General features: G+C 52.6%; 25 protein-coding genes. 3 read left to right on the forward strand and 22 right to left on the reverse strand.

All coding sequences use genetic code 11. The features are described from left to right. Nucleotides 1-256: 256 nt before the first annotated feature. Together umuC and umuD are read right to left on the reverse strand one after the other, a co-directional pair. Nucleotides 257-1,525: a translesion error-prone DNA polymerase V subunit UmuC gene (gene umuC, locus ACJ8J1_RS09635; protein ID WP_442520337.1), complete on the reverse strand. Its 1,269-nt coding sequence runs from the start codon at nt 1,523-1,525 to the stop codon at nt 257-259. Beyond that, nucleotides 1,525-1,947, reverse strand: a complete 423-nt coding sequence (umuD, locus tag ACJ8J1_RS09640) for a translesion error-prone DNA polymerase V autoproteolytic subunit (protein ID WP_033637997.1) — start codon at nt 1,945-1,947, stop codon at nt 1,525-1,527. Before umuD ends, umuC begins: the two co-directional genes overlap by 1 nt. Before the next feature lie 449 nt (nt 1,948-2,396). On the opposite strand from umuD, the gene ACJ8J1_RS09645 reads away from it, so the two are divergent. Genes ACJ8J1_RS09645 through ACJ8J1_RS09655 form a run of 3 tightly spaced genes read left to right on the forward strand, consistent with a single transcriptional unit; the run spans nt 2,397 to nt 5,117 of the window. Continuing rightward, nucleotides 2,397-2,753: a GtrA family protein gene (locus ACJ8J1_RS09645; protein ID WP_122004117.1), complete on the forward strand. Its 357-nt coding sequence runs from the start codon at nt 2,397-2,399 to the stop codon at nt 2,751-2,753. After that, complete coding sequence (locus tag ACJ8J1_RS09650; protein ID WP_060447306.1) at nt 2,750-3,661, forward strand: glycosyltransferase family 2 protein; 912 nt, start codon at nt 2,750-2,752, stop codon at nt 3,659-3,661. Before ACJ8J1_RS09645 ends, ACJ8J1_RS09650 begins: the two co-directional genes overlap by 4 nt. Before the next feature lies 1 nt (nt 3,662). Continuing rightward, a complete protein-coding gene (locus ACJ8J1_RS09655) occupies nt 3,663-5,117 on the forward strand; it encodes a glucosyltransferase domain-containing protein (RefSeq protein ID WP_240993284.1) in 1,455 nt (484 codons plus the stop codon). A 13-nt stretch (nt 5,118-5,130) separates the two neighbouring features. On the opposite strand, the gene ACJ8J1_RS09660 is transcribed toward ACJ8J1_RS09655, so the two are convergent. From ACJ8J1_RS09660 to ACJ8J1_RS09755, 20 genes are all read right to left on the reverse strand, one after another. Then, nucleotides 5,131-5,688, reverse strand: a complete 558-nt coding sequence (locus ACJ8J1_RS09660; protein WP_122004116.1) for a tail fiber assembly protein — start codon at nt 5,686-5,688, stop codon at nt 5,131-5,133. Between the two features lie 2 nt (nt 5,689-5,690). After that, the gene (locus ACJ8J1_RS09665) at nt 5,691-7,202 is read right to left on the reverse strand and encodes a hypothetical protein (RefSeq protein WP_342183463.1); all 1,512 of its coding nucleotides are present in this window, start codon (nt 7,200-7,202) and stop codon (nt 5,691-5,693) included. A gap of 1 nt (nt 7,203) precedes the next feature. Next, nucleotides 7,204-7,791, reverse strand: a complete 588-nt coding sequence (locus ACJ8J1_RS09670; protein ID WP_089191830.1) for a DUF2612 domain-containing protein — start codon at nt 7,789-7,791, stop codon at nt 7,204-7,206. A gap of 1 nt (nt 7,792) precedes the next feature. Continuing rightward, nucleotides 7,793-9,040, reverse strand: a complete 1,248-nt coding sequence (locus ACJ8J1_RS09675; protein WP_122004114.1) for a baseplate J/gp47 family protein — start codon at nt 9,038-9,040, stop codon at nt 7,793-7,795. Continuing rightward, nucleotides 9,037-9,393 (reverse strand): hypothetical protein, encoded by a 357-nt coding sequence (locus ACJ8J1_RS09680; protein WP_038875867.1) that lies wholly within the window; start codon nt 9,391-9,393, stop codon nt 9,037-9,039. Before ACJ8J1_RS09680 ends, ACJ8J1_RS09675 begins: the two co-directional genes overlap by 4 nt. Next, entirely contained in the window at nt 9,393-10,079 is a 687-nt protein-coding gene (locus tag ACJ8J1_RS09685; protein ID WP_342183467.1) for a Gp138 family membrane-puncturing spike protein, read from the reverse strand. Before ACJ8J1_RS09685 ends, ACJ8J1_RS09680 begins: the two co-directional genes overlap by 1 nt. A 1-nt stretch (nt 10,080) precedes the next feature. Next, a complete protein-coding gene (locus ACJ8J1_RS09690; RefSeq protein ID WP_342183468.1) occupies nt 10,081-10,926 on the reverse strand; it encodes a baseplate hub protein in 846 nt (281 codons plus the stop codon). Continuing rightward, the gene (locus ACJ8J1_RS09695) at nt 10,923-11,225 is read right to left on the reverse strand and encodes a phage baseplate plug family protein (protein ID WP_182264660.1); all 303 of its coding nucleotides are present in this window, start codon (nt 11,223-11,225) and stop codon (nt 10,923-10,925) included. The genes ACJ8J1_RS09690 and ACJ8J1_RS09695 overlap by 4 nt, the downstream gene beginning before the upstream one ends. Then, entirely contained in the window at nt 11,225-12,031 is an 807-nt protein-coding gene (locus ACJ8J1_RS09700) for a phage baseplate protein (protein ID WP_342183470.1), read from the reverse strand. Before ACJ8J1_RS09700 ends, ACJ8J1_RS09695 begins: the two co-directional genes overlap by 1 nt. Next, nucleotides 12,028-13,962, reverse strand: a complete 1,935-nt coding sequence (locus ACJ8J1_RS09705; protein ID WP_342183471.1) for a transglycosylase SLT domain-containing protein — start codon at nt 13,960-13,962, stop codon at nt 12,028-12,030. Before ACJ8J1_RS09705 ends, ACJ8J1_RS09700 begins: the two co-directional genes overlap by 4 nt. Nucleotides 13,963-14,170: 208 nt before the next feature. Then, nucleotides 14,171-14,575: a hypothetical protein gene (locus tag ACJ8J1_RS09710; RefSeq protein WP_342183473.1), complete on the reverse strand. Its 405-nt coding sequence runs from the start codon at nt 14,573-14,575 to the stop codon at nt 14,171-14,173. After that, nucleotides 14,575-15,012, reverse strand: a complete 438-nt coding sequence (locus ACJ8J1_RS09715; protein WP_284595102.1) for a phage tail fiber protein — start codon at nt 15,010-15,012, stop codon at nt 14,575-14,577. The genes ACJ8J1_RS09710 and ACJ8J1_RS09715 overlap by 1 nt, the downstream gene beginning before the upstream one ends. Next, on the reverse strand, nt 15,012-16,496 hold the full coding sequence (locus ACJ8J1_RS09720; protein WP_342183475.1) for a DUF3383 domain-containing protein: 1,485 nt from the start codon (nt 16,494-16,496) through the stop codon (nt 15,012-15,014). Before ACJ8J1_RS09720 ends, ACJ8J1_RS09715 begins: the two co-directional genes overlap by 1 nt. Then, entirely contained in the window at nt 16,477-17,028 is a 552-nt protein-coding gene (locus ACJ8J1_RS09725) for a phage neck terminator protein (RefSeq protein WP_149572530.1), read from the reverse strand. Before ACJ8J1_RS09725 ends, ACJ8J1_RS09720 begins: the two co-directional genes overlap by 20 nt. After that, a complete protein-coding gene (locus ACJ8J1_RS09730) occupies nt 17,013-17,378 on the reverse strand; it encodes a hypothetical protein (RefSeq protein WP_047730615.1) in 366 nt (121 codons plus the stop codon). The genes ACJ8J1_RS09725 and ACJ8J1_RS09730 overlap by 16 nt, the downstream gene beginning before the upstream one ends. Continuing rightward, nucleotides 17,375-17,854 (reverse strand): hypothetical protein, encoded by a 480-nt coding sequence (locus ACJ8J1_RS09735; protein WP_038875748.1) that lies wholly within the window; start codon nt 17,852-17,854, stop codon nt 17,375-17,377. The genes ACJ8J1_RS09730 and ACJ8J1_RS09735 overlap by 4 nt, the downstream gene beginning before the upstream one ends. Then, nucleotides 17,855-18,325, reverse strand: a complete 471-nt coding sequence (locus ACJ8J1_RS09740; protein ID WP_038875751.1) for a DUF4054 domain-containing protein — start codon at nt 18,323-18,325, stop codon at nt 17,855-17,857. A gap of 3 nt (nt 18,326-18,328) precedes the next feature. Next, complete coding sequence (locus tag ACJ8J1_RS09745; RefSeq protein ID WP_038875754.1) at nt 18,329-18,673, reverse strand: hypothetical protein; 345 nt, start codon at nt 18,671-18,673, stop codon at nt 18,329-18,331. A 3-nt stretch (nt 18,674-18,676) separates the two neighbouring features. After that, nucleotides 18,677-19,705: a DUF2184 domain-containing protein gene (locus ACJ8J1_RS09750; protein WP_038875757.1), complete on the reverse strand. Its 1,029-nt coding sequence runs from the start codon at nt 19,703-19,705 to the stop codon at nt 18,677-18,679. Then, complete coding sequence (locus ACJ8J1_RS09755; protein ID WP_342183481.1) at nt 19,705-20,187, reverse strand: structural cement protein Gp24; 483 nt, start codon at nt 20,185-20,187, stop codon at nt 19,705-19,707. The genes ACJ8J1_RS09750 and ACJ8J1_RS09755 overlap by 1 nt, the downstream gene beginning before the upstream one ends. Nucleotide 20,188: the final 1 nt, after the last annotated feature.

A 20,188-nucleotide genomic window follows, 5' to 3' on the forward strand; every position in this document is an offset into this window, starting at 1 on the left:
GAAAAGAGAAACGGGGATTGTTGCTGGCGTCTTAGGTAAAATTTACTTATAAATCAATCACACAAAAAAAGACCGAATACGATTCCTTTATACGAAGAAGAATGAAAATATCCTTTTTTAACAACGACTTATCAACCTTTCGGTCTTTGCAATCCCTTGCTATACCTTGCATTCCATGCTTTTAATTTCAGATAGTTACCAGAACCCTCGGAGCAATTCGGAATAATTTAGGTACTAAAACTCTCAATCACAAACGCTAATATACTCGCGCACGCGGCAGATCACTCAGCCGTGTCGTGTATGCCGGCGACAGTAGCTCACGCTTCATTGACCACACCTGATGCGCCCCTTGTCCTGCAAACCACAGTTTTGCCCTCCCCGAGTTATTGATCCGATCAAGCACCCCCATCAGTTGCTCGCTGTTATGCCGTGGCTTGTACTCATCGAACAACCCCAACTGAGCCACACCTTGACTGTAAAAATCCTGCAGCATCACCCCGCCTTTCTGATATCGATGGCCAGGTTGCCAAACCGCATCCAGGCAACGCATAGCCGCAGCGATAATGTCCCGAGTATCCTGCGTTGGCGTGCTCAGTTTTATGCTTGCGGTGTTGCCATAGTATTCCTCATTGATGGCAAATGGGCTGGTTTTGAGCCACGCGCTGACATGCCGGCAATACTGATGCTCCTCCCTCAACTTCTCCGCTGCACGCGTCGCGTACATGCAAATAGCCTGATGCATCTGGCCATACTCGGTGATCCGATCTCCGAAGCTGCGGCTGCAGATGATCTGTTGTTTTGTCGGCGCAAACTCCTCCAGCTCGAGACAAGGCTGACCACGTAGCTCGCGGACGGTTCGCTCTATCACAACGCTGAAATGCTTGCGGATCATCGTAGTGCTTGCATCGGCCAGTTGTAGTGCCGTTTCTATACCCATCATGTTGAGCTTTTTCGATATCCGGCGTCCGATACCCCAGACCTCATCGACAGGCACGAGGCCCATCAATTTGCGCTGGCGCCCTTCATTGGACAGATCCACTACTCCGCCAGTCTTGTCCCACTTCTTCGCCGCGAAGTTTGCCAGCTTGGCTAACGTCTTGGTTTGGGCAATGCCAACGCCTACAGTTAGCCCAGTGTTGCGCAGTACCTTGGCCCTCACCTGGCGGCCGAAAGTATCCAGATCAATGCAGTTACGAACTCCAGTCAGATCAAGAAAACTTTCGTCAATTGAATACACTTCTACGCGTGGCGCCATCTCTTCTAAAACAGCCATCACACGCTGAGACATGTCGGCGTATAGCTCATAGTTGCTGCTGAACGCGATGCCACCTGCGCGCTCAAATTCCCGCTTAATTTTGAAATAGGGTTCTCCCATCTTTAACCCTAACGCCTTCGCTTCCTTGCTCCTTGCTACGACGCATCCGTCATTATTCGACAGAACGACGACAGGACGCCCTCGCAGATCTGGGCGCCACAACGTTTCGCAGCTCGCGTAGAAGCTGTTCACATCAGCAAGCGCGTACATCACTTGAGCCTCGTTATCGAAGACACAACAACGCCCATCACCTCCAGATCGTCACCGCCATCATGAAGCAGGATCGGCTCATACTTCGGGTTCATGGGTTCCAATTGCGCACGAGGATGCAAACAGAGACGCTTCACGGTGAACTCGCCGGCTATGCTGGCAATAACAATATCTCCATGGGCTGGGCTGATGCTGCGGTCAACAACAAGCATAGAGCCCTCAGTGATCCCGGCCTCAAGCATGGAATCACCTGTCGCATAGAGAAAATAGGTCGCATTGGGATGGCTGATGCAGTACTCGTTCAGATCGATGCGCGAACTGACGTAATCTGCTGCAGGACTGGGAAACCCCGCCGGCACCTTGTCGGCGAAAAGCGGGATTTTGAGCTTGGTTGGGTTTGGTGTTGGATAAAAGAAAGTCATAATGTTGCCTTGTTACTGTGTTTTTATACAGTATATGCGCAAGATTTTGACGGGGGAAAGTTCGGATTTTTGTTAGAAAGGTAGGATATTGATCGGTAAAGAAAGATAGTTTCGATGAATGGCCGAGTTCCCTCCAGGCTACAACTCACGATCGAAGTTCGACCTTCAGCGCGTTTTCGCATCCACAAGTAGAACACTGTGCTGATGTTTATCGCGACATTATCCCTTGAGATATCAGTCTGAGAGGAGCGCCAGAACCCAACTATCAGGTGGCGTGAGGCAACGCTGACGGACGGCGTGCTGGGAGTCATACGTTGTTACTACAGTAAGTCACCATGCCCCAACGATAGTGATTGTGCTTACTTATCATCTTGATGGGCTAGAAAATTTTGCCATCAATATCATGCGATGGCAGAATATAGCAAACCAACATTTAAGAATTTTACGCATTGAATACTTTTATACGTTATGCATCTGTAGGGGTAATGAATACCCTGGCTCACTGGGCTGTTTTTGGGCTCATGCTCTTTAGCGGTTTCTCACAATCAGTTTCAAATGTTGTCGCTTTTGGCATCGCTGTAACCGTTTCGTTCTTTGCTAACGCCAAGTGGACGTTCAAGGCACAAGCTACAACTTACCGCTATATGGTGTATGTGTTGTTTATGGGAGGTATGGCATTCTCTGTCGGTTGGGCAGCAGATATGCTACATGCAAACCCAATTGTAACTCTCGTTACTTTTTCAGTGATCAGCCTAATCTGTGGCTTCATTTATTCTAAGTTAGTTGTCTTCAGGGAAGATAAATGAAAATTTCACTTGTAGTTCCCGTATTCAACGAGGAAGAAGCAATTCCTCTATTCTACCAATCTGTGCGTCAGTTTAAACCTTTTCAGCATATAGATGTAGAGATCGTTTTCGTCAACGATGGTAGCTCAGATAGAACGGAAGAAATACTGTCTTCCTTATCTAATGATGATCAAAATGTTAAATCGATAAATTTTTCCAGGAATTTCGGGAAAGAACCTGCATTATTTGCTGGTTTGGAAGCCGCTACCGGTGATGCTATTATCCCAATTGACGTTGACCTTCAAGATCCAATTGATGTTATCCCACTATTATTGAATAAGTGGCAAGATGGTGCAGACGTGGTGTTGGCTAAACGTATGGATAGGCAATGCGATGGCCGAATGAAGAGAAAAACAGCAGAATGGTTTTATCGAGTACACAATAAAATAAGTAAACCGGCCATAGAAGAGAATGTAGGTGATTTTAGGCTGATGACCAGGGAAGTGGTAGAAAGCATTAAATTACTTCCAGAGAGAAACCTATTTATGAAAGGTATCCTTAGCTGGGTTGGCGGAAATGTTGAAATTGTTGAATACTCTAGAGCCGAGCGAGTCGCAGGAACCAGCAAATTTAATGGCTGGAAGCTTTGGAATTTGGCAATAGAGGGAATTACAAGTTTTTCCACCTTCCCTCTTCGTGTTTGGGCTTACATTGGATTTTTTGTTGCTGCAATTTCCTTCATGTATGGCGCATGGATGATCATAGATAAGGTTATTTGGGGAAACCCGGTAGCTGGCTACCCTTCAATTATTGTTTCCATTCTTTTCCTTGGCGGTGTACAGCTTATAGGAATCGGAGTGCTTGGGGAATATATTGGTAGAATATACATTGAAACCAAACGTCGCCCACGCTATATAATAAAGAAGTGAGATGAGAATTAAAATGTTTTGTAAAATCGACAAAAAAGCACTGCTCCTTTACTCAGGGATTGCTCTTCTTTTTATTTATCCATTAATCCAAGCTGGTATTTTTTATAGGGATGATCTAGATAGAGCCATAACTGGTCAGTATGGATGGAGAGGATTAGGTCGGCCTGTTGCAGATATTCTCATGAAAGTTTTATCCGCCAGTGGCCACTATAACCTTGATCTATATCCCTATACTATGATTGCTTCCTGCTTGTTTATCGGTGGGGCATCGCTTTTACTTAGCGACCATTTATCGAGGTTAGAAATTCCTTCACACAAATTAGTTGCGGCTCTTCTAATTTTTAATCCATTCATGCTGCAAAATATCGCTTACAGATATGACTCTTTAGGCATGTCCATTGCTTTTTTCCTAGCGGTTATGGCTTATACCTATACAGCCAGTAATCCTACCAGACAAACTTTAGTAAAACTTTTCGCTGGCGTACTATCTTTAACCATATACCAACCATGCGCAAATGTATTTATTGGTTTACTTGCTGTAGACGTAATGATCGCAGCAGTAAAAAATGACTGTAAAGCCACTGACATTATAAGAAGAATACTTAAAAAAACAGCTTTATTCGTCTCTTTTTACATGGTTTACATGTTATTCTTTGCTGCAAAAAGTAATTCACGCGCAGAGATCATATCAGCTAATACTGAAGGGCTAGAGCATTTAGCCTCTACGCTTAGTTCATTAAAAAACATGGTGCTATCATATTTCTATGGCCCGGTTTATATTTATTTTTTGATTCCAGTTGTTGCTGGCTTGATTTTCATGTTGTTTGCAAATCGCCATAAGAAAAAATCAATATTATCATTCAGCCTTTATTTGGTTATTTCCCTAATTATATTTTTAGTTTCACTGATGGGGCCAACCATATTTCTTAAAGATGCTCCGGTATTCCCCAGGACTTTAGTTTCCTTCTCAGCGTGTCTTGTTTTAATTTCGATTCCCATTGTTTATTTTTTACCAAAAATGAAATATTTATCACTAATTCCCGTTATTACAGCAATTGCATTCAGCGCACAATTAGGCAGTGCCATTAAATCACAGCGCGAGTATGAAGATTTTATTTTTAACATGATCAGTCGTGACTTGCTCACTCATAATGAAATTACCACCATCGGAACAGTTGGCCAGGTCAATATAAATGAAAGGGCTAAATTGTTAGTGGACAACAAACCATTAATAGGCTATTTCCTTAGCCCTGCATCTGAGTTTTTAGCCTCTTTTCAACTAATTAACAAAGGGTTCCCGCAGACTCTGCATGGTTATGGAGATGAACAAAACAATAAAAATGTGCTTTCTCGTATGATTAGCAGTGGGATTAAACCAATCTCAACTAATAAGGAATATTCTCTGTTCATTTCAGGTAATACAGCCATTGTATCATTGGGAACGGATAATAATTGACCTATTCAGCCCTCTACCATGAGGGCTTTATTTTTGGTTCCGGCCACACGATTTTTTCAAGATCTGTGTCATCGCTGATCTTCTCGATCTCGTTAACGTAGTCCATCCATACCCGCAATTTGGCTTTCTCTTCATCGGTAGCCATACCCAATAGCAACTTGCTATTGAGGGTTTGCGTAACGTGGTTAACACGTGCGATACGACGTTCTTTCTCCCCCTGTAACATCTTGCGTTTTTCAGCAGAGCTGTAGGTGCGCTTAATCACCCTTCCGTCACGATATACCCACGTCATATCGTTGCACGCTTCAGGTGGGGTTTCGCTAATCGCCACCTCTGCTACTGAGAAACCAGGAGGGAAAATTGCTGTGACGTCTTTTGATATACAGACGATAATGCCATTCTCGTCATACATGACCTTCAGCGTGTCTGGACTAAAATCCGCCTGACAGGCGTACCAGTCTCGCCCATTTTTATCTCTGGCGTAAAGAATATCAGGTCTATATGCTGGCTCATTCTCTTCGGTGGATTTAAAATCAGGCTTGTAAATAGCAAAGTTTTCAAATTTAACCATGATTAAGAAGTCCCTATATTTCGCCAAGAACCATTAATTAAAACTTGGACATATGAATAAGAAGCCCAAATAGATGGGTTATAGTTGGCCCCAGACATACCAGTAAACACGCAACCGTCAGGAGCTCTAACTTGCCCCCCAGTATCAGGCTGGTTAATTCGTCCAGTGAGCCTGACGTTTTGGACAAGATTTTGATAAGCCCAGTTTTGAGCGTTATTTTGCGCATTTGATATATTTTGATTCAGCCAGTTACTAAGATACCCACCCCAGATATTACCGGTAATATTACCGTCGACATGAAAAATAGCATTATTTGCATAAACTCCGCCTGGACAATAGAAGTTCCCGCCATTTGCGTCAAATCGCCAATTTACATCTGTATTATCGCCCTTTGCATGGATGCAGGCTTGTGCAAAGCTTGGCGTACCACTGAGCAAATATCCAAAACTCACTGCAGTTGGATAGCCTTGCCCTTGTCGAGTTGACACCCCTTTAACTATTGGCACATAAACACCGCCTGATGTTACAGGCCATTGCCAATTAGGCTGAAAGAATGGCGCCTGATTGTTCAACTGTTCGGAAAATGGCCCAGCTCCCCACGGAATTGCTCCTGGCGTTGTGGAAATAGCGGGGGAAAACAATTGTCCCGTCATAGTGTCGCCAGTCTTAGCAACAGCATTAATATCAGCAGCAGTAGGTTTAAACTTATCGGTATAAATTCTCGCCCAGGTAATCCCACCAGCCACTGCTTGAGAAACACCAACATACGCAGCCATATTACCGCCAACAACAGCAACGTAGCCTGAGGACGGTGCGGCATCCATAGGCAAGCATACAACGCCAGCTGATACGTTCCCGGACACCGCTGGGGGCTTATTAGCTGCCGAGGCATTTACGCGGTAAAACTGCGCGATGTTACTGTAAGCGTCGCTTTTGGCTATTGGCCCGACACCCAAACCCGCCGTGCCCATTTCCATTACATTACCACTGCCAGTGCCGACGTTTTTCGTCGCAGCAGTACCGAGCTCAAGATTTTTCCGGCCCTCCGCTTTATTTTGTAAATCCGCCAGGTTTTGTGACTTTTGAAGAAACAGCCCATTGGGATCCGCCAACAGATTTTTCCAGCCCGCTGCACTGGCGCCATCCGGATCTGTTGTGTTCGCTTCAACTGTATTCCACCAGATTTTCGAGCCGTCAGCGCTTAATACCGTTGCGCCTTTTGCATATCCGCCGATAGCCTGAGCAAAAGCAGAATCAAAGGTATAATGGCCGCCGGCTTGAGAAAAACGAATTGCCGCAGTGATGTCGTTCAGCAGTCCGTTAAAATCCTTCCCGTGCGGTGGGATACCGCCAGCCGCGATTGCTGTCATTGTGAGTGGCGGAAAGCCAGAGTCATAGGCAGCTTTGCCCTTTTCCTTGGTTTCCTGCGTGGCATTATTGGGGATCGTGTTTTTGTCAGCTGTACCGCTGGCGAACGGCACTGCAATCTGACGCGGTTTATCTGTCAGTTTCATTTTATGCCTTCTGAATTATTGAAACGTTAATACCTGGCGGCGCCGGCAGCGCGCCGGAGGACTGGACGATAGCCAGCTCTGCGGTCGACAGTTCAAACTCGAACACATAGCTCATCTTCATTCCGCCATCGTTCTGGATATAGGCGCGCCCCCGATCGCCGAACATGTAACGCAACATCCGATTGATATTCGGTATTGAGCAATCGGTGATATTGCTCATGGCTTTCATCATGATCAGACGGCGATAGATCGGGTCCGCAAGTTCAATGGTCTGCGTTGTGCTCTCACCGCTATAGAACGGCGCCTGGTCAAATGGGCGGGGATCTGTCCGCGTTGGCGTATCCAGCCGCGCCTCACTGAACCCCAAATAATTAAAGTCGTCGTCGACCGTTAGCCGCCGGCTTACGTCCACAATTTTTCCCCACACATCGAGGCCATAGGTCTCTGCGGTTTCGATGTTCCAGATCAGATCGTAAAAATCATCGACGAACTTGTCGGGGGAAACGGCTTCGTTGAAGCTGCCGATCAGGGCGTTAAGGCGGGGGCTGGCGGCGTACTGTGCGAGCACAGTGGCGGCCACATTCTGCAATTTAGACCTCCTGCAGCTCTACGCTGATATTGTTCGGATCCAGCGTCGGAATTTCGTCGATTCCAAACTGGAGGGATGAGGAAAAGGCGTTACCATCCCTGCTCAGTGCCAGGCTGAGAATATCGATGTTTGAAGGGTCAATGCTGTAAATGCCCGCATAGAATCGCCCGGCGGCCAGCGCAGCCGCTGCACGCGCACGATTGCCCCCATCAGCGCCATTGAATGCCGCGATCACTTTACCCTTTACCTGATCGGTAATGTCCGATGGTAAATATTCGCTTTTTTTCAGGATACCCCTCACTGACACGCTCACCGGCTTCAACCCTTGCCAGGTGATCACATACTCCGGGTATGGCGGCTCATAGCCGTCGGTATCTGCAATCGTGTATGAAGAATCACCGTTCATGTCGACACCGGGCGGCGCCTTGCGCCAGATAGCATCCGCGATATCCTCAGCCTTTCCGCCATATACGCCAACGTAGAACGAGTTTTTCTTCAATGTATATTTGGATGAGCCGACTTGTCTGTCTACCGGGGTCGGGTTATGCGTAACGTATACATCCACTACGTTGGGAACTTTGGCGAGGATCTCGCCGCGGATCGCGTTCAATGTGTTCCGGGCATTGTTGGCAACGGAATTGCGTCGGCGGTGCTCAAAGTCGGCTCTGCTCTCCTCATTGTTGCCCGGCACCCCGGCGGCGCGGTTCGTCACACCAGACCAGCCAGGGATCGCTTTGTAGACCTTGCTGAGCGCACCAATGGGGCAACCGATCGGGCCTGTCGTGAGGTTCTGGAAAACCACATCAACGCTACCGGCGGCGCCGATCGTGGCGTCGGACAGGCTGGCGTAGAGATACCCTGCTTCATCCTGTGCCAGGCTTCCAGCAGGGATCAGCGTATCCACCAGCCCTGAGCACGTCCCGGTTACTGTCGTGCCGGTGGCACCGATGCGGTCGAGGAAATAAACCCGGCCAATCGCATCCTGAAACCTGCCGCTGCTGTAGTCCGCGTTCACCTGGTTCGCGATCGCCAGCAACTGATCGTTCTTATCGGCGATGATGGCCGAATCGCTCATCGCCAGCTGTCCCTGTGGGCTCGTAAGGCTGGTCCCCATCGAGCTCCCCAGCGCGGTGGAGAAATCGGTTAGCCGGCCGTTTAGTATGTCCACCTCATCCGGCACCAGCAGCCCCGTTTTTGAAAACGTAACCGCCGGTACCGCAGTTGTGTAATTGGTGTTTTCATCCGTCATAACAGCACCGTGTAATCGTTGAAATTGGTATCGGTGATCGTCATTACGCCACCAATGCGGCGATCGCCATCTGAGACTGCCGTACACAACGCGCTGGAGACCGTCGGCAGTTTCATCGCCTCCTGCTGCATTTTTGTGTTAATCAGCTGCGTGCCGGGCCAATGGCCGAGGATCCGCGGGTAATAAGGAATTCCGAGCGTGTTGTCATACCAACACTCGCCAAGGAAAGTGCTGCAGGCGCACGCCACATCCTGCGCCACCGCATAAGGATTGTCCGTGACCGCCAGGTTGCCTTTGTCGTCCAGCATCAGATCCCAGGTATTCGTATCGAGAAGAAGTGAGCGAGTTTGCATCATGCCCCCTGTTGCGGTTTATTCGTCTGCGCGCTACCTGATTGCACGCCACCATGCACGTGGTCACCAAACTCGATGCCACCAATCGTGGCGCCGCCGGACAAGTCCGCTTTGCCTTTAGCTGTAAACTTCTGGCTCACCTCGGTCGCGCCGTTCAGTGCGATTTCCGGCGAGTTAACGGCAAAGCGCTTCGATGCACTGGTTTCAACATCCGGCGCATTCAGCGTGATTTTCCAGGGTGAAGTTACATTGATCTGCTGATCAGCAAACTCGACAAATTGCACCGGGTCGCCATTCAGCACACCACCCAGATAGATCGCATCTGACAGGCTGTGCGTGCGCCTTGATCCCGGCATCGCGGGCTGGCGCGTGGCTTTAACCCCGCTGATATCCCGATCGCAAATCGCTATGAACCCAATATCACCAGCTTTCGGTGGCATAATCACCGCACTTTGGCCACCCTGCAGACGCCATACCGGCACGTTGTAAATTACCTCATGCGGGATAGGTGAGCCGTCACCAGCGACGGCCATCACCATAGGGCGAATGTCCACGTGCTCCCCATTGGCATTGATCACCCTACCCAACGTGATAAACGCATGACGCCCCAGAAACTGGCGCATAACGAAGTCCTGCGCGTTGATATCACCATTCAGATCGGAGCCGTTTACATGAAAATTTTCCATATCAGCCCCCAGGTTGCCGCAACAATTCGCAGGATGTTGAACATTGGCCGCCCTCAATCCATGAGGTTAACGTGTGCATTGCACCGAGCACCGCATAGCGGCCGCTGGCGTTCGGGAGTGAGGTCACCAACGACAATTTGCGACCAATAAAAATATCAGGACAGAACAGACACGAAATGCTCAGCCCAACATTGGTAAAAATGGGATACCCGATTAATCCGTGGTCGGGAGAAACGAGCAATGCCGGCTCTTTTCGGGATACTCCCTTTGGCCAGAGCGTCACCTTCTCCACGTTGATATCGATCTCGGCATCAACAGCCCGTGCCGCCTCGATCATCTGCTGCGTGATATCTCCCTGGAAATACGGATCGGGCAGTGTGCGTTTAACGCCCTGATTCTCATATTTCAGCCCCACTGATGATGCCATTGGCATCAAAATGTCATCGATCGAAACGGGACCTTGCGCACTGAATGGCGACACCTTTTTCGCCCGCAGATAAAACATCATGTTCGCCGTAATAATCAGCGGCACATCCGGCGCCTGGTTGTAATCCGCATATGCATCGCTGATAAACCCTTCGAAAATCAGGCGGTCAGCAGCCCATACGCGGATCCGATTAGGCTTGGCCCCATCAATCCAAATCCCTTTGTAGCTCAGCGCCGCCATCTGCTGGGCCACGAGCCCCCACAGATAAAGCGTAATTTGCGTGCCGGCAATCCCGCCATACGCCGCCAGGCTTATATAGCAGCGCGCATTCTTGACGGTAAGCACGTTACCCCGATCGTCAAACGTTCGCCCCTCTGCCAGGGTAAACTCCACCCTGATATCCCGTTGTTGATAGCTCACGGCATTTCCTCCGGCGCAAGGTAGTAAAGTTTGAAACGCTCACCCAGGCCGGACCATTCAGGATCCGCGTTTCCCGCCAGGTCAGCGAAAAATAATTCGCCGGCGAATGGCAGATAGACGTAACGCACGATCTTGTTGCCGTTCAGGCACAACACCCCCTGCAGGCAGGGAGTGCCGTTAACGGTCAGATCGATATATAGCCCCGTGGTACGCTGTGCCAGACGAATTTCACAGGCCTGATTATTCAGGGAGACGGTGAATCGTTGAGACTTGAGGGGCTTGAGTACAATTTCCAGCATCAGGTTAAACTCCGCGCCAATTGCTTAACCGCCGCATCCAACTTTTGCGTCGCGCTGACGGTGACCTCTCCGAGAGGTTTGGTCACATCCTCGACCGCTGACGAAACCTTATCGGCAATGTTCCCAACCAATTCCGACGCCGAGCGCTGCACGCCGGAGATCGCTTTCTTCACATCAGAAAGGGTGGAACCACTCGTTGAAGAGGTAACGAGCTCCGTTTTGGCGCTCGCTCCCAGGGTGATTTGATTATTGGTAGTGTCGGCCTGCGATGTCTCGCTGCTGACGGTCACCTCGGCCACGTCCTGCACGTCCTGAAAAACCGCCGTTACCGTAAGCAACGTCGGGCCGCCGTCGCTTCGGATCCGATAATCGTATTTGGTCAGGTCATAGGACGAATAGGTTTTGTCGGGGGTTTCGATGTCATAAACCTCCGCCGTTGTGCGCATCGTCTCCAGGGTGGCCAGCACGTCCGAGCGGGATGTCAGCGTGAGATTGGTCAGGTTCGGAAGCCCGCCTGAAAACCCTGTCCAGCCTTCCACGGTAAACGTAATGTGTAATTCTGCCGGCCGCTGCACCTTGTTGAATGAGGTGTAACCACCTCGCTCGATCGGCGCCGTGGTGATCGACGCTTCGCCCCCCACTTCGATAACGACAAATGACGTTGGCGAAAAGGGCTTCGTGCCGACACTGGCGCCGGAGGCATAATAAACTCCGTATCCCGGTGCCAACACGCTGTTAACGACAGACAGCAGGCCACCGCCCCGCACAGCATTCAGTACAGTGGCCTGATTCAGGGAAAACCTCATGTCGATACTCCCGATGCATACACGCCCACAAGGCTGGAGCGATTAATTTTTTGCCTTGCGTCGTCAATGATCCCTTTCGTGCTGTCCGCCGGCGAATTCACCTGCAGAGTGCCGATATGGGTTGTTTCGGTGATCGTGGATTGCGAACCGCCGACCGGCTGGCGCGCCTGCGCCGCCATGCCTGCGCCCGGCTGCGGCAAGTTGGATAACACCTTCGGCACGTATTCCCGCGTTTCCTGCGGGGCCGCGCCGAGCCCTTTGCGCTCAACATTACCCTGGCCCCAGTTATACGCCGCCAGCGCCTTACCCAGATCACCATCGAACATTTTCAGCAGCTGCGACATGTAGCGCGCTGCAGCATGGGCTGATTTCTCCGGATCAAAAACGTCATCGCCGACCAGTCCGAAGTCCTTCGCCGTGCCGGGCATGAACTGAAATGGCCCTTTGGCGCCCGCTTTCGATACGGCCTGAGTATCGCCGCCAGACTCCGTGATCACCATGCTGCGCAGCAGCCCGGCAGGGAGCCCGAACGTTTCCTCCAGCTTGCTGAGTTTCGGCTGCAGCCACGCCAGCATTTCCTCACCGGCCTTTGTTGGCTGTGGCCGGCGTACAGATTGAGCAAACTGCGTCGGAGCCTGGTCTTGCCCGTAACCATCACCACGCGGAAGATTGATCCCGAATGTATCCTTAACCCAATCGTGAGCGGATTTTCCCCACCCCTCTACCTTGTCACTGAATGGCAGATTGTTCAGGGCATCCGCAACGGGGTTATTTTTCAGCGCAGGGTATTTTTCCTCGAGGGGTTTAATGACAAACTCCTCAAGCGCCACCAGAGCTGCAATAAGGCCGGCAGGCCCCATCAGCGCCCCGCTCAGTCCTTTAAACAGGGAAAGCAGCTTGCCACCCACCGATGCGCTAACCAGCAGCAGAATGGCGTTCTGCCAGCCTCCTACCGCATTGGCGGCTTCACCGGCGATACCGACAATGCTCGACAGAACATCGAACACGCCCTGCACTGCGGCTTTGATTTCATCCGGGTGCTGTGCCATCCAGCTCGCCAGATCGTTCAGCCACGCGTTGAACTGTTTGATGTAAGGCAGCAACGCGTTAAAGAGGATATATCCCGTTTTCTCAAAGGCCTGGCTGATCTCTGCCCACTGCTGGCGAAACTTTCGCGCCGCCGCGATTGACTGATCGTCAACGCCTGAGCGCGCTGTAAATCGGTCAACATCGCTCAACGCATGGCCAGAGCCGAACCATTGCTGCGCAGCGTAGCCATACCCCAGCTCACTGCCATAGGCCTGCTGCTGATCCTTATTCAGGTTTGGAAACGCGGCTGCCAATTTGCGGACAATATCTTCAGTCCCATCCCGGCCCAGATCGATATTGGCGCCCGCCTGGTTGGCGGCCAGTAGCAGGCTTTGAAGTTGTGGATCCAGCCCAAGGCCAGATTTTAAGCGTGCCTTTGCATCGTTGATGCGGGAGAACGCGCCAACAATCTCATTGGCACTGACACCGAACGCCTCGCCCGCCTTGGTCCAGCCATCCAGCGATTTGGCCGACATGCCAAAGGCATCGGCCGCCGTCGCCAATTGGTTCAGGTTACTGGTGAATCCGGTAACAAAGCTTTTGAGGCCGCCCAGCGACAACGTGACGCCGGCCAGCGCCAGCACCTGGGCGCGAATACTGGAAAAGAACGACGCCGCTTTTTTGCCGCTGGCTTCCATGTCTTTGGCTGTTTTGTCGGCTTTTTTCCCGGTTTTATCCAGCGCCTCGCTGCTTTTCTTCTCGCCGGTGTCGAACGCCTGCGCAACGTTCTCCATGACCGCTGTCAGGCGGTCAAGCCCGGCCACTACCGCCTGCTCGCCAGCGCTGAAGTTTTTGTCGTCAATACCCAGGGCGAGGACGAGCTCGTCAAGTACCATTGCCACTATTTCCCCTCCTGCATTACGCGTGCGTTATGGGCGTCCACCTGGATGATTTCCAACAAATCCCACAGGTCCTGCACACCAAGCACCGCATCCAGCTCAGCCTTGGAGGCTTTGCCGGCGGAAATCACGGTGGCGATGGTGTGCGGGACATTGGTGTAATCGACAAGCCCAAACGGCCTGTCAGGATTGGCAAAACGAGGCGGGATATCTAGCGGCCGGCGGTAGCGAAAAAATCCACGTGCAGTTTGAACACCTCCGCGCGCAGGTTAAGGCGTGTGGCCACTTCATCGATATCGGCTTCAATCAAAGGGCGAACCACGGTTTTATCCGCTGGATTCGGCACGGCCTGAACACAGGTCATCAACTCATCAAGCAGCGGCTTGGCCTCATCCGGGGGGATCTTCGAAATCGCCTTTAAGCCCTCAACAGCCATCGCCGCGATCCCCATGCTGCGTAAATTATCGGGGATCTCGACGCCGCCGCGCCCCATCGCCATGAGCGCCCGCAAAGCCCACCATTCGGCCTGTGACGCCGACATTTCCTTGATGTTGAAAACCTTGCCCTGATCGCGCCCGGCGGCGTCGATAGTGATAAACGTCTCTTTACGTGCCATCAGTTAAACGCCTCCGGAGTGATGGATTCCCATTCGATGATCGCCTGGCTGGCCTGCAGAATGCGGCCGGCATCCGGTAGCGCCTTCCACTGCTTCAGCACGCCGTTCACGCATTTATATTTGCGCTTGAGCGCCGGCAAGATAACCGTTGCATTGCAGCGGAACACCGCCACGCTGGCGCGCGATGTGGTCGCCCAGGTATCGAACACGTCCCGGCTTTCCGAATCCGGCATAATGTAGATCGTCTGGTTGATGTTGCCGTAAATGAAGCCGGCCGATAACTTGCCGTCGGCGCCGCGCACCGTTTCCGCCAGGCTCAGCGTGTCGGTCCCGTAGATATTATCCGCAGCGAAGCCCTGCAGCTGCACGCCTGACGGGTACAGGTTCATTACCGACAGCGTAATGATGGCGTCGGCAGAAGTGATGGTGTTGGACATTATTGAACCTCCGTCGATGCAATATTCAATTTCTGGATGCTGCCGCCGTCGCTGTACCACAACGCGCAGTTCGGGCTGGTGCGACCTGGTCGAAGGGCCGGCAGCATTTCACCGACATAGAGGTAGTACCCCGTCGCGAAAATTGTCGCCGACACGTCTTCCCCTACTGCGTTGCTGATCTCCAGTTTTTGCGCCGCGGACAGTGTCACCCCGGCACGAATGCCGCCCCATGCTTTAAACTGCTCGATCACATCGGTCATCGAGGTTGCAACCAGCGCGCGCCCGGCGTTGTTGTAGGGGATCGTCTTGTTGGATTTGAACAGCGCCAGCACCGCGCCCTGCAGGTTGGCGTTCAGCCAAATTTGCCCGGCGAAGCTGTCCAGCCATTTGAAATCGCCGGTGATCGAGCCATCTGCCCAATAATCCTCGACGATGTTATTGGCGGCGTACTTGCCGTAGAAGTTATAGCCATTGGCGATCAGCACGTCGTACTCATCCCCGCTGGTCACATCGGCCGCCAGCCCGTTGTATTCGCGGAATTTGAACGGCACGCGCCCTTCTGGGCGGGTAAAGTCCAGCGCAGCGGCATATCCCAATACGGATGCAGGTTTTTTCACGTCAGTGCAGAACACCGGTACGACACTCCCGTAATTGTTCACGGTGATGATCTTGTACGCGATGTGCTCCTGATTGCCCGTAACTCGGGCTTTTTCGTTGGTGGTCCAGGCCACATAGAAAAAGCGCTCCTCCTGCGCGCTGGCCCATGCGGACAACGCCAGGTGTTCATCATCCTTGCACTCGAAAACGGTCGAAAATGAGGCCCACTGCTGCGACTTGGCGATGATTGCCGTGAACAGCGCGGGAACCACTGCCGCCGGCGCCCCCTGGGAGGTCTTGGCGCCGAGATCGCTGGTCATCTTCATGGGTGCCACTGCGGTGCCGGTCGCATACGCGATAGTCGTCGCTTCCGGCTTGGCGCCGGCAGCAGTGATGATGAAGGCATTGTGCGTGGTGTCATATACCACCGTCGCCACGGCGGCCGTCAATGAGGTTTGCAACGCGGCGGCCGCCTCCGCAAAACTGGTTACCGCGCTGAAATTGACTTCCGCACTGGCATTCTTCCCGCTGATGCTGATCGTGAGCGTACCGGAGATTTTTTTCAGCTCCTCGACCGTCACCCCTTTGAACGATCCGCTGCGCAACCATGCGGCCGCCGGCGCGCGGTTGAATCGGGCGAACAGCAACGCCCCCGGAGATTTTGTCGCGTTGTTGTAGCCCTGAAAATACATGGATGCCATAACGTATTCGTCAGAGTCACCACCGAAATAATCGGCCACGCTCGAGGGTGACGAAAACGAAGGGACGTCGCCGATCGGTACGTAAGGGCTGTCGGTTAAAAGCAGGCCGTTGAGGTCGACCGCATTACCCACGGCGGATAGCACGCCCGGTTTGATTTTTACGTCTTTACTGATTGGAATTGCCATCGATGGACTCCGTTGTGGTCGTTTTGATGGTCACGTTGTCGAAGAACGCCAGAGGCGCACTGACCACCGGTTTGATTTGCGCGATGAATTCCAGCGTCCAGCGCGGTTCGTATTGCCACTCGCCGTTAATCATCGTGGTCTGACGGGGATCGCTACAGTAGAGCGGCGTTAAGACGCCCCCGGAGCAGCGAAAAGCGGAGGTGCCAAACTCCGAGCGGATCAGCGTGGCGAACATCAGGGAATTTCGCTCCGCGCTGTCGCCAAAGAAATCAAGCTGACATTCCCAGCGCGTTGTCCGCGTGATGTGTTGAATACCCAGTCCGGCCTCCAGTGGCGGGGAGTACTTCACCACTGCCGTAGACAACCCGGCGGAATTCAGCGAAGTCATCGCGATAAATTCGCCCTGTGGCATCGGCACCCCGTTTTGCTGGGTGCGCTCGATCTGCGCATCAACAAAAAGCCCCTGGAGAAAATCGCCAAGGGCTTTATAGAGATCGCTTTCAGTGATCGAGAGCGTTACGTTTGCAGACATGCAACAACCCTCGTCCAATCCGGCCAGTTCTCCGGCACCGCCACCACAAGCCACGTTTCGCCCGCGATGACGAATTTGTCACCGCCGACCTGCTTCGGTCGGCTCACACCGCACCAGTTCCCGTTCGTATAGATGGACGTGAACACCCCCTGAATATTCAGGTTGTCCAGGTGCCGTGTGTCGCCCTGGGTAACAGCCTGTTTTTGTACCATCATCGGAATGGGCGCGTCATAGGCCGGCGCCCGGGAATAATCCTCACGTTTTTCAGCACCGAGCGATCGATAAATCTGCGCCTCAACGAAGGGATTAACCGCGCCGACGGCGCGCGAAACAATACCGTGCAAATTCACTCATCACCTCCATCAACGGCATAGTCGACGCTGTTCTGCATGTGGCCAGTGTCGACCAGCGGCTTATCGAACCCTTTGCGCTTAATGGTCGATTCCGCCAACGGCGGAGAGTTGAGCTCACGGATAGAGTCCTGCAGCTGGCTTTTTATCCGCTCCCCCATCAATCCAAGCGCTAACCGCGCATCATAATTTGATGAACGGATAAGCTGCGAAAACTCACCGGGCCACTGCGCACTGTTGGCTGAAATCATGTTGCGGAAAAAAGGCCGCGGCAGCTGAAAATAGGACTCCCCGGCCTTGGTCATCACCATTTTTCCGAACTCGTTCGCGGCGGCCACCAGCGCAACCGGGGTCCCGTCTTCATAGGTCGCATCGGCCAAAAAACCCACCTTGAGGCTCTTGCCCGAAGACAGGCCGTCGGCAATTTGCGCCAGGCGCGCTTTAAACGCGGCACCGCCGCGAACACTGGCACCCATTTAGCGCCCCCGCCTGACCGGCCGATAGTAGTGATCTGGATAGCGCGATGGCGATGAGCCCGGGTGATAAACCATCGTCCTGTAGGGCGCGGTCGCTTGCCAATAATCCGCGCCATAGGGAGTCTGCAGATACCACCATGACTGATCGTTACTGCCGGCGCTGTCCACCGATACAGAAACCGATCCCTCTGAGGCACTGGTAATGCGGCCAACAAGGCCGCTTCCCTGACCGCCCGACTGTCCTGAACCAAATCCGCGCAACGCACAGAGATGAGCAACAAGCAGGAAAAATAACTGCTCGCGCTCTTTCAGATCCTGCACTTTGCTTTCATCGGTATTATCGAGGTAGAGGGTCGAGGCCTGATTGAACAGCGCCTCGAGCAGGTCATCACTTGGCGCCGATCCGCATCCCGTTGCAAACGCCGGGTAAAGCGCCCGAAATGCCTTGATGTTGAAAACCACGGCGCCCATGCATTACTCCTTTTTATTCATCGCTTCATCATCACGCTTGATCCCCGGTGCCGGGTTGTTTTGCGGCAATGGGTCAAGGCCTGACTTCAACTTTTCCTGATCTTTGGCCTGCGCACGGGCGCTGTTGCCATTGTCCTGCGCGAAGATCACACCGTTTTTTACATACGGCTGATCTTTGTGGATCTTCAGCCAGGCGTCCCACAGTTCCTTATCGACCGGTGTGAGGCCATAGCCGCCGATAATGCGCACATCTTCGCCGCGGTAACCCGCGACCGCCTGCCGATGGCCGTCGACTTCCAACACTAAACCGTTAGGCAATTTGCAGCCCACTGTTACTTGCTCTGCCATCTTTTAAACCCCCAACATTTGTGCGTAAGCCAGCGGTTGGCGAATGATCGCCCCCCAGGTACCGGCGGATTTTTTCTGGTGCCAGGCTGAAGACTCCGTCACCACGGCGTGCGCGCGCATTTTCTCGGTGAACGCACAGTAACCGGTGTCGTTCTCCCCGAGACGCTCGGCAATCAGCTGAACCACTTCACCTGCGTCGCTGGAATACTCCACCGCCGTTTCGATGGTCATATTCGGGAAGTTTTTCTGCAGAAGATCTGAAACGTTGACCTTGTATTGGTTGGTCTTCGTCAGGTTGGCTTCCGATGTCGGGGACATATTCAGCTTCATCGCGTCGGTACGTTCGACATGCCCTTTGGTCTGACTGACGAGCTGCTTGTACAGCTTGACGACGTCGTTATAAATTGCGTCGCCATCCTTATCGTCCCACTTCAACTTGCCACCGACGTCAATCGGGGTAATCGGCGCCGACAGCGATGGATCGTTCAGCATGCCGTAGTTCTGCAAGCCCTCGATGCCGTAGAAGTAGGATTTATTCTGGAACTTGTTCAGCACCAGGGCAGACGCGACATTCAACTCCGCCGCCCAGCCGATGCGCGCCGCGCCGTACATATCCAGTTCGCGTTCACCCCAGCGGGTGTGCGTCTGGTAGTGGTAGCTCTGGCGCGGCACCCAGTTTGCGTTCGCGGTTACCATACCGTTGTTGTTGTAGTCGCCGTAAGAGCTGGTGTCACCAGCTGATTCCACGATTGGGAATTGAGTGGTCAGCGTCGTCCAGTCGCCTTTTTTGGTTTCGCCCAGGATTTGAGCCGCTTTCATCGGTGTCACCAGCACGCGAATTAATTCGGGATCAACGTAGTTGGTGAAATAGGCCGGCACGCCGGAGTTTGAGACCGTTACCAGATTAGGCTGCGCATCCATCGCCAGCGCGAAATCGCTCGCATACTCCGGCGGCAGGTAAGCCTGCGCGCCCGGCAGGATGATGCCGTAATCGCGGCTGGCGGTAGCGTAATGCTGCTTAAATTTATTCATCACTTGCTCCAGGTGCTGATTTTGATACGTTCTTTGGCCGCCACGGCGCTGGCCACCGAGAATGCCGTTTCCGCAAAGCCTTCAATGGTCGCGCCGGCGGCACCGGTGGCAATCTCGCCGGTGGTCAGTGACGCAAACACTTTTTGGCCGACAGTGGCCGCTGTCGTGGTAACCGCCCAGTAATCGCCGCCGGTGTGCAACGTGCACTCTCGCCCCGGCTGGATCACATTAGACGCCGCCCCCAGCCATTCAACGATTGACGCCTGGCCATCGCGAGGAACAAACCCCGACGGCGCGCCAGTGCCTTTGTTCGATGCCACGCCCTTCACCACCCAGGCAAACCGCCCAATGGTTAACCCGTCGGCGCCGGTGACCAATGCCCCCTCACCGGCCACATAGCTGGTGTACGGGTTGTTACTGGCAAAAGCCCCCTCAATACCCGGAGCCGGGTATTGGTTAATGCTCGTCTGAAATCTTGACATG

This window comes from Serratia sp. CY37869, assembly GCF_052168895.1.
GTDB lineage: Bacteria > Pseudomonadota > Gammaproteobacteria > Enterobacterales > Enterobacteriaceae > Serratia > Serratia ureilytica.

Bases quoted from the DNA above. Each gene is read 5' to 3' on its own strand.
- ACJ8J1_RS09710 (WP_342183473.1), bottom strand. From the start codon at position 14,575: ATGGCACGTAAAGAGACGTTTATCACTATCGACGCCGCCGGGCGCGAT.
- ACJ8J1_RS09700 (WP_342183470.1), bottom strand. From the start codon at position 12,031: ATGAGGTTTTCCCTGAATCAGGCCACTGTACTGAATGCTGTGCGGGGC.
- ACJ8J1_RS09695 (WP_182264660.1), bottom strand. From the start codon at position 11,225: ATGCTGGAAATTGTACTCAAGCCCCTCAAGTCTCAACGATTCACCGTC.
- ACJ8J1_RS09745 (WP_038875754.1), bottom strand. From the start codon at position 18,673: ATGGCAGAGCAAGTAACAGTGGGCTGCAAATTGCCTAACGGTTTAGTG.
- ACJ8J1_RS09735 (WP_038875748.1), bottom strand. From the start codon at position 17,854: ATGGGTGCCAGTGTTCGCGGCGGTGCCGCGTTTAAAGCGCGCCTGGCG.
- umuC (WP_442520337.1), bottom strand. From the start codon at position 1,525: ATGTACGCGCTTGCTGATGTGAACAGCTTCTACGCGAGCTGCGAAACG.
- ACJ8J1_RS09655 (WP_240993284.1), top strand. From the start codon at position 3,663: ATGAGAATTAAAATGTTTTGTAAAATCGACAAAAAAGCACTGCTCCTT.
- ACJ8J1_RS09675 (WP_122004114.1), bottom strand. From the start codon at position 9,040: ATGACGGATGAAAACACCAATTACACAACTGCGGTACCGGCGGTTACG.
- ACJ8J1_RS09750 (WP_038875757.1), bottom strand. From the start codon at position 19,705: ATGAATAAATTTAAGCAGCATTACGCTACCGCCAGCCGCGATTACGGC.
- ACJ8J1_RS09725 (WP_149572530.1), bottom strand. From the start codon at position 17,028: ATGTCTGCAAACGTAACGCTCTCGATCACTGAAAGCGATCTCTATAAA.
- ACJ8J1_RS09680 (WP_038875867.1), bottom strand. From the start codon at position 9,393: ATGCAAACTCGCTCACTTCTTCTCGATACGAATACCTGGGATCTGATG.
- ACJ8J1_RS09665 (WP_342183463.1), bottom strand. From the start codon at position 7,202: ATGAAACTGACAGATAAACCGCGTCAGATTGCAGTGCCGTTCGCCAGC.
- ACJ8J1_RS09755 (WP_342183481.1), bottom strand. From the start codon at position 20,187: ATGTCAAGATTTCAGACGAGCATTAACCAATACCCGGCTCCGGGTATT.
- umuD (WP_033637997.1), bottom strand. From the start codon at position 1,947: ATGACTTTCTTTTATCCAACACCAAACCCAACCAAGCTCAAAATCCCG.
- ACJ8J1_RS09685 (WP_342183467.1), bottom strand. From the start codon at position 10,079: ATGGAAAATTTTCATGTAAACGGCTCCGATCTGAATGGTGATATCAAC.
- ACJ8J1_RS09650 (WP_060447306.1), top strand. From the start codon at position 2,750: ATGAAAATTTCACTTGTAGTTCCCGTATTCAACGAGGAAGAAGCAATT.
- ACJ8J1_RS09660 (WP_122004116.1), bottom strand. From the start codon at position 5,688: ATGGTTAAATTTGAAAACTTTGCTATTTACAAGCCTGATTTTAAATCC.
- ACJ8J1_RS09715 (WP_284595102.1), bottom strand. From the start codon at position 15,012: ATGTCCAACACCATCACTTCTGCCGACGCCATCATTACGCTGTCGGTA.
- ACJ8J1_RS09740 (WP_038875751.1), bottom strand. From the start codon at position 18,325: ATGGGCGCCGTGGTTTTCAACATCAAGGCATTTCGGGCGCTTTACCCG.
- ACJ8J1_RS09720 (WP_342183475.1), bottom strand. From the start codon at position 16,496: ATGGCAATTCCAATCAGTAAAGACGTAAAAATCAAACCGGGCGTGCTA.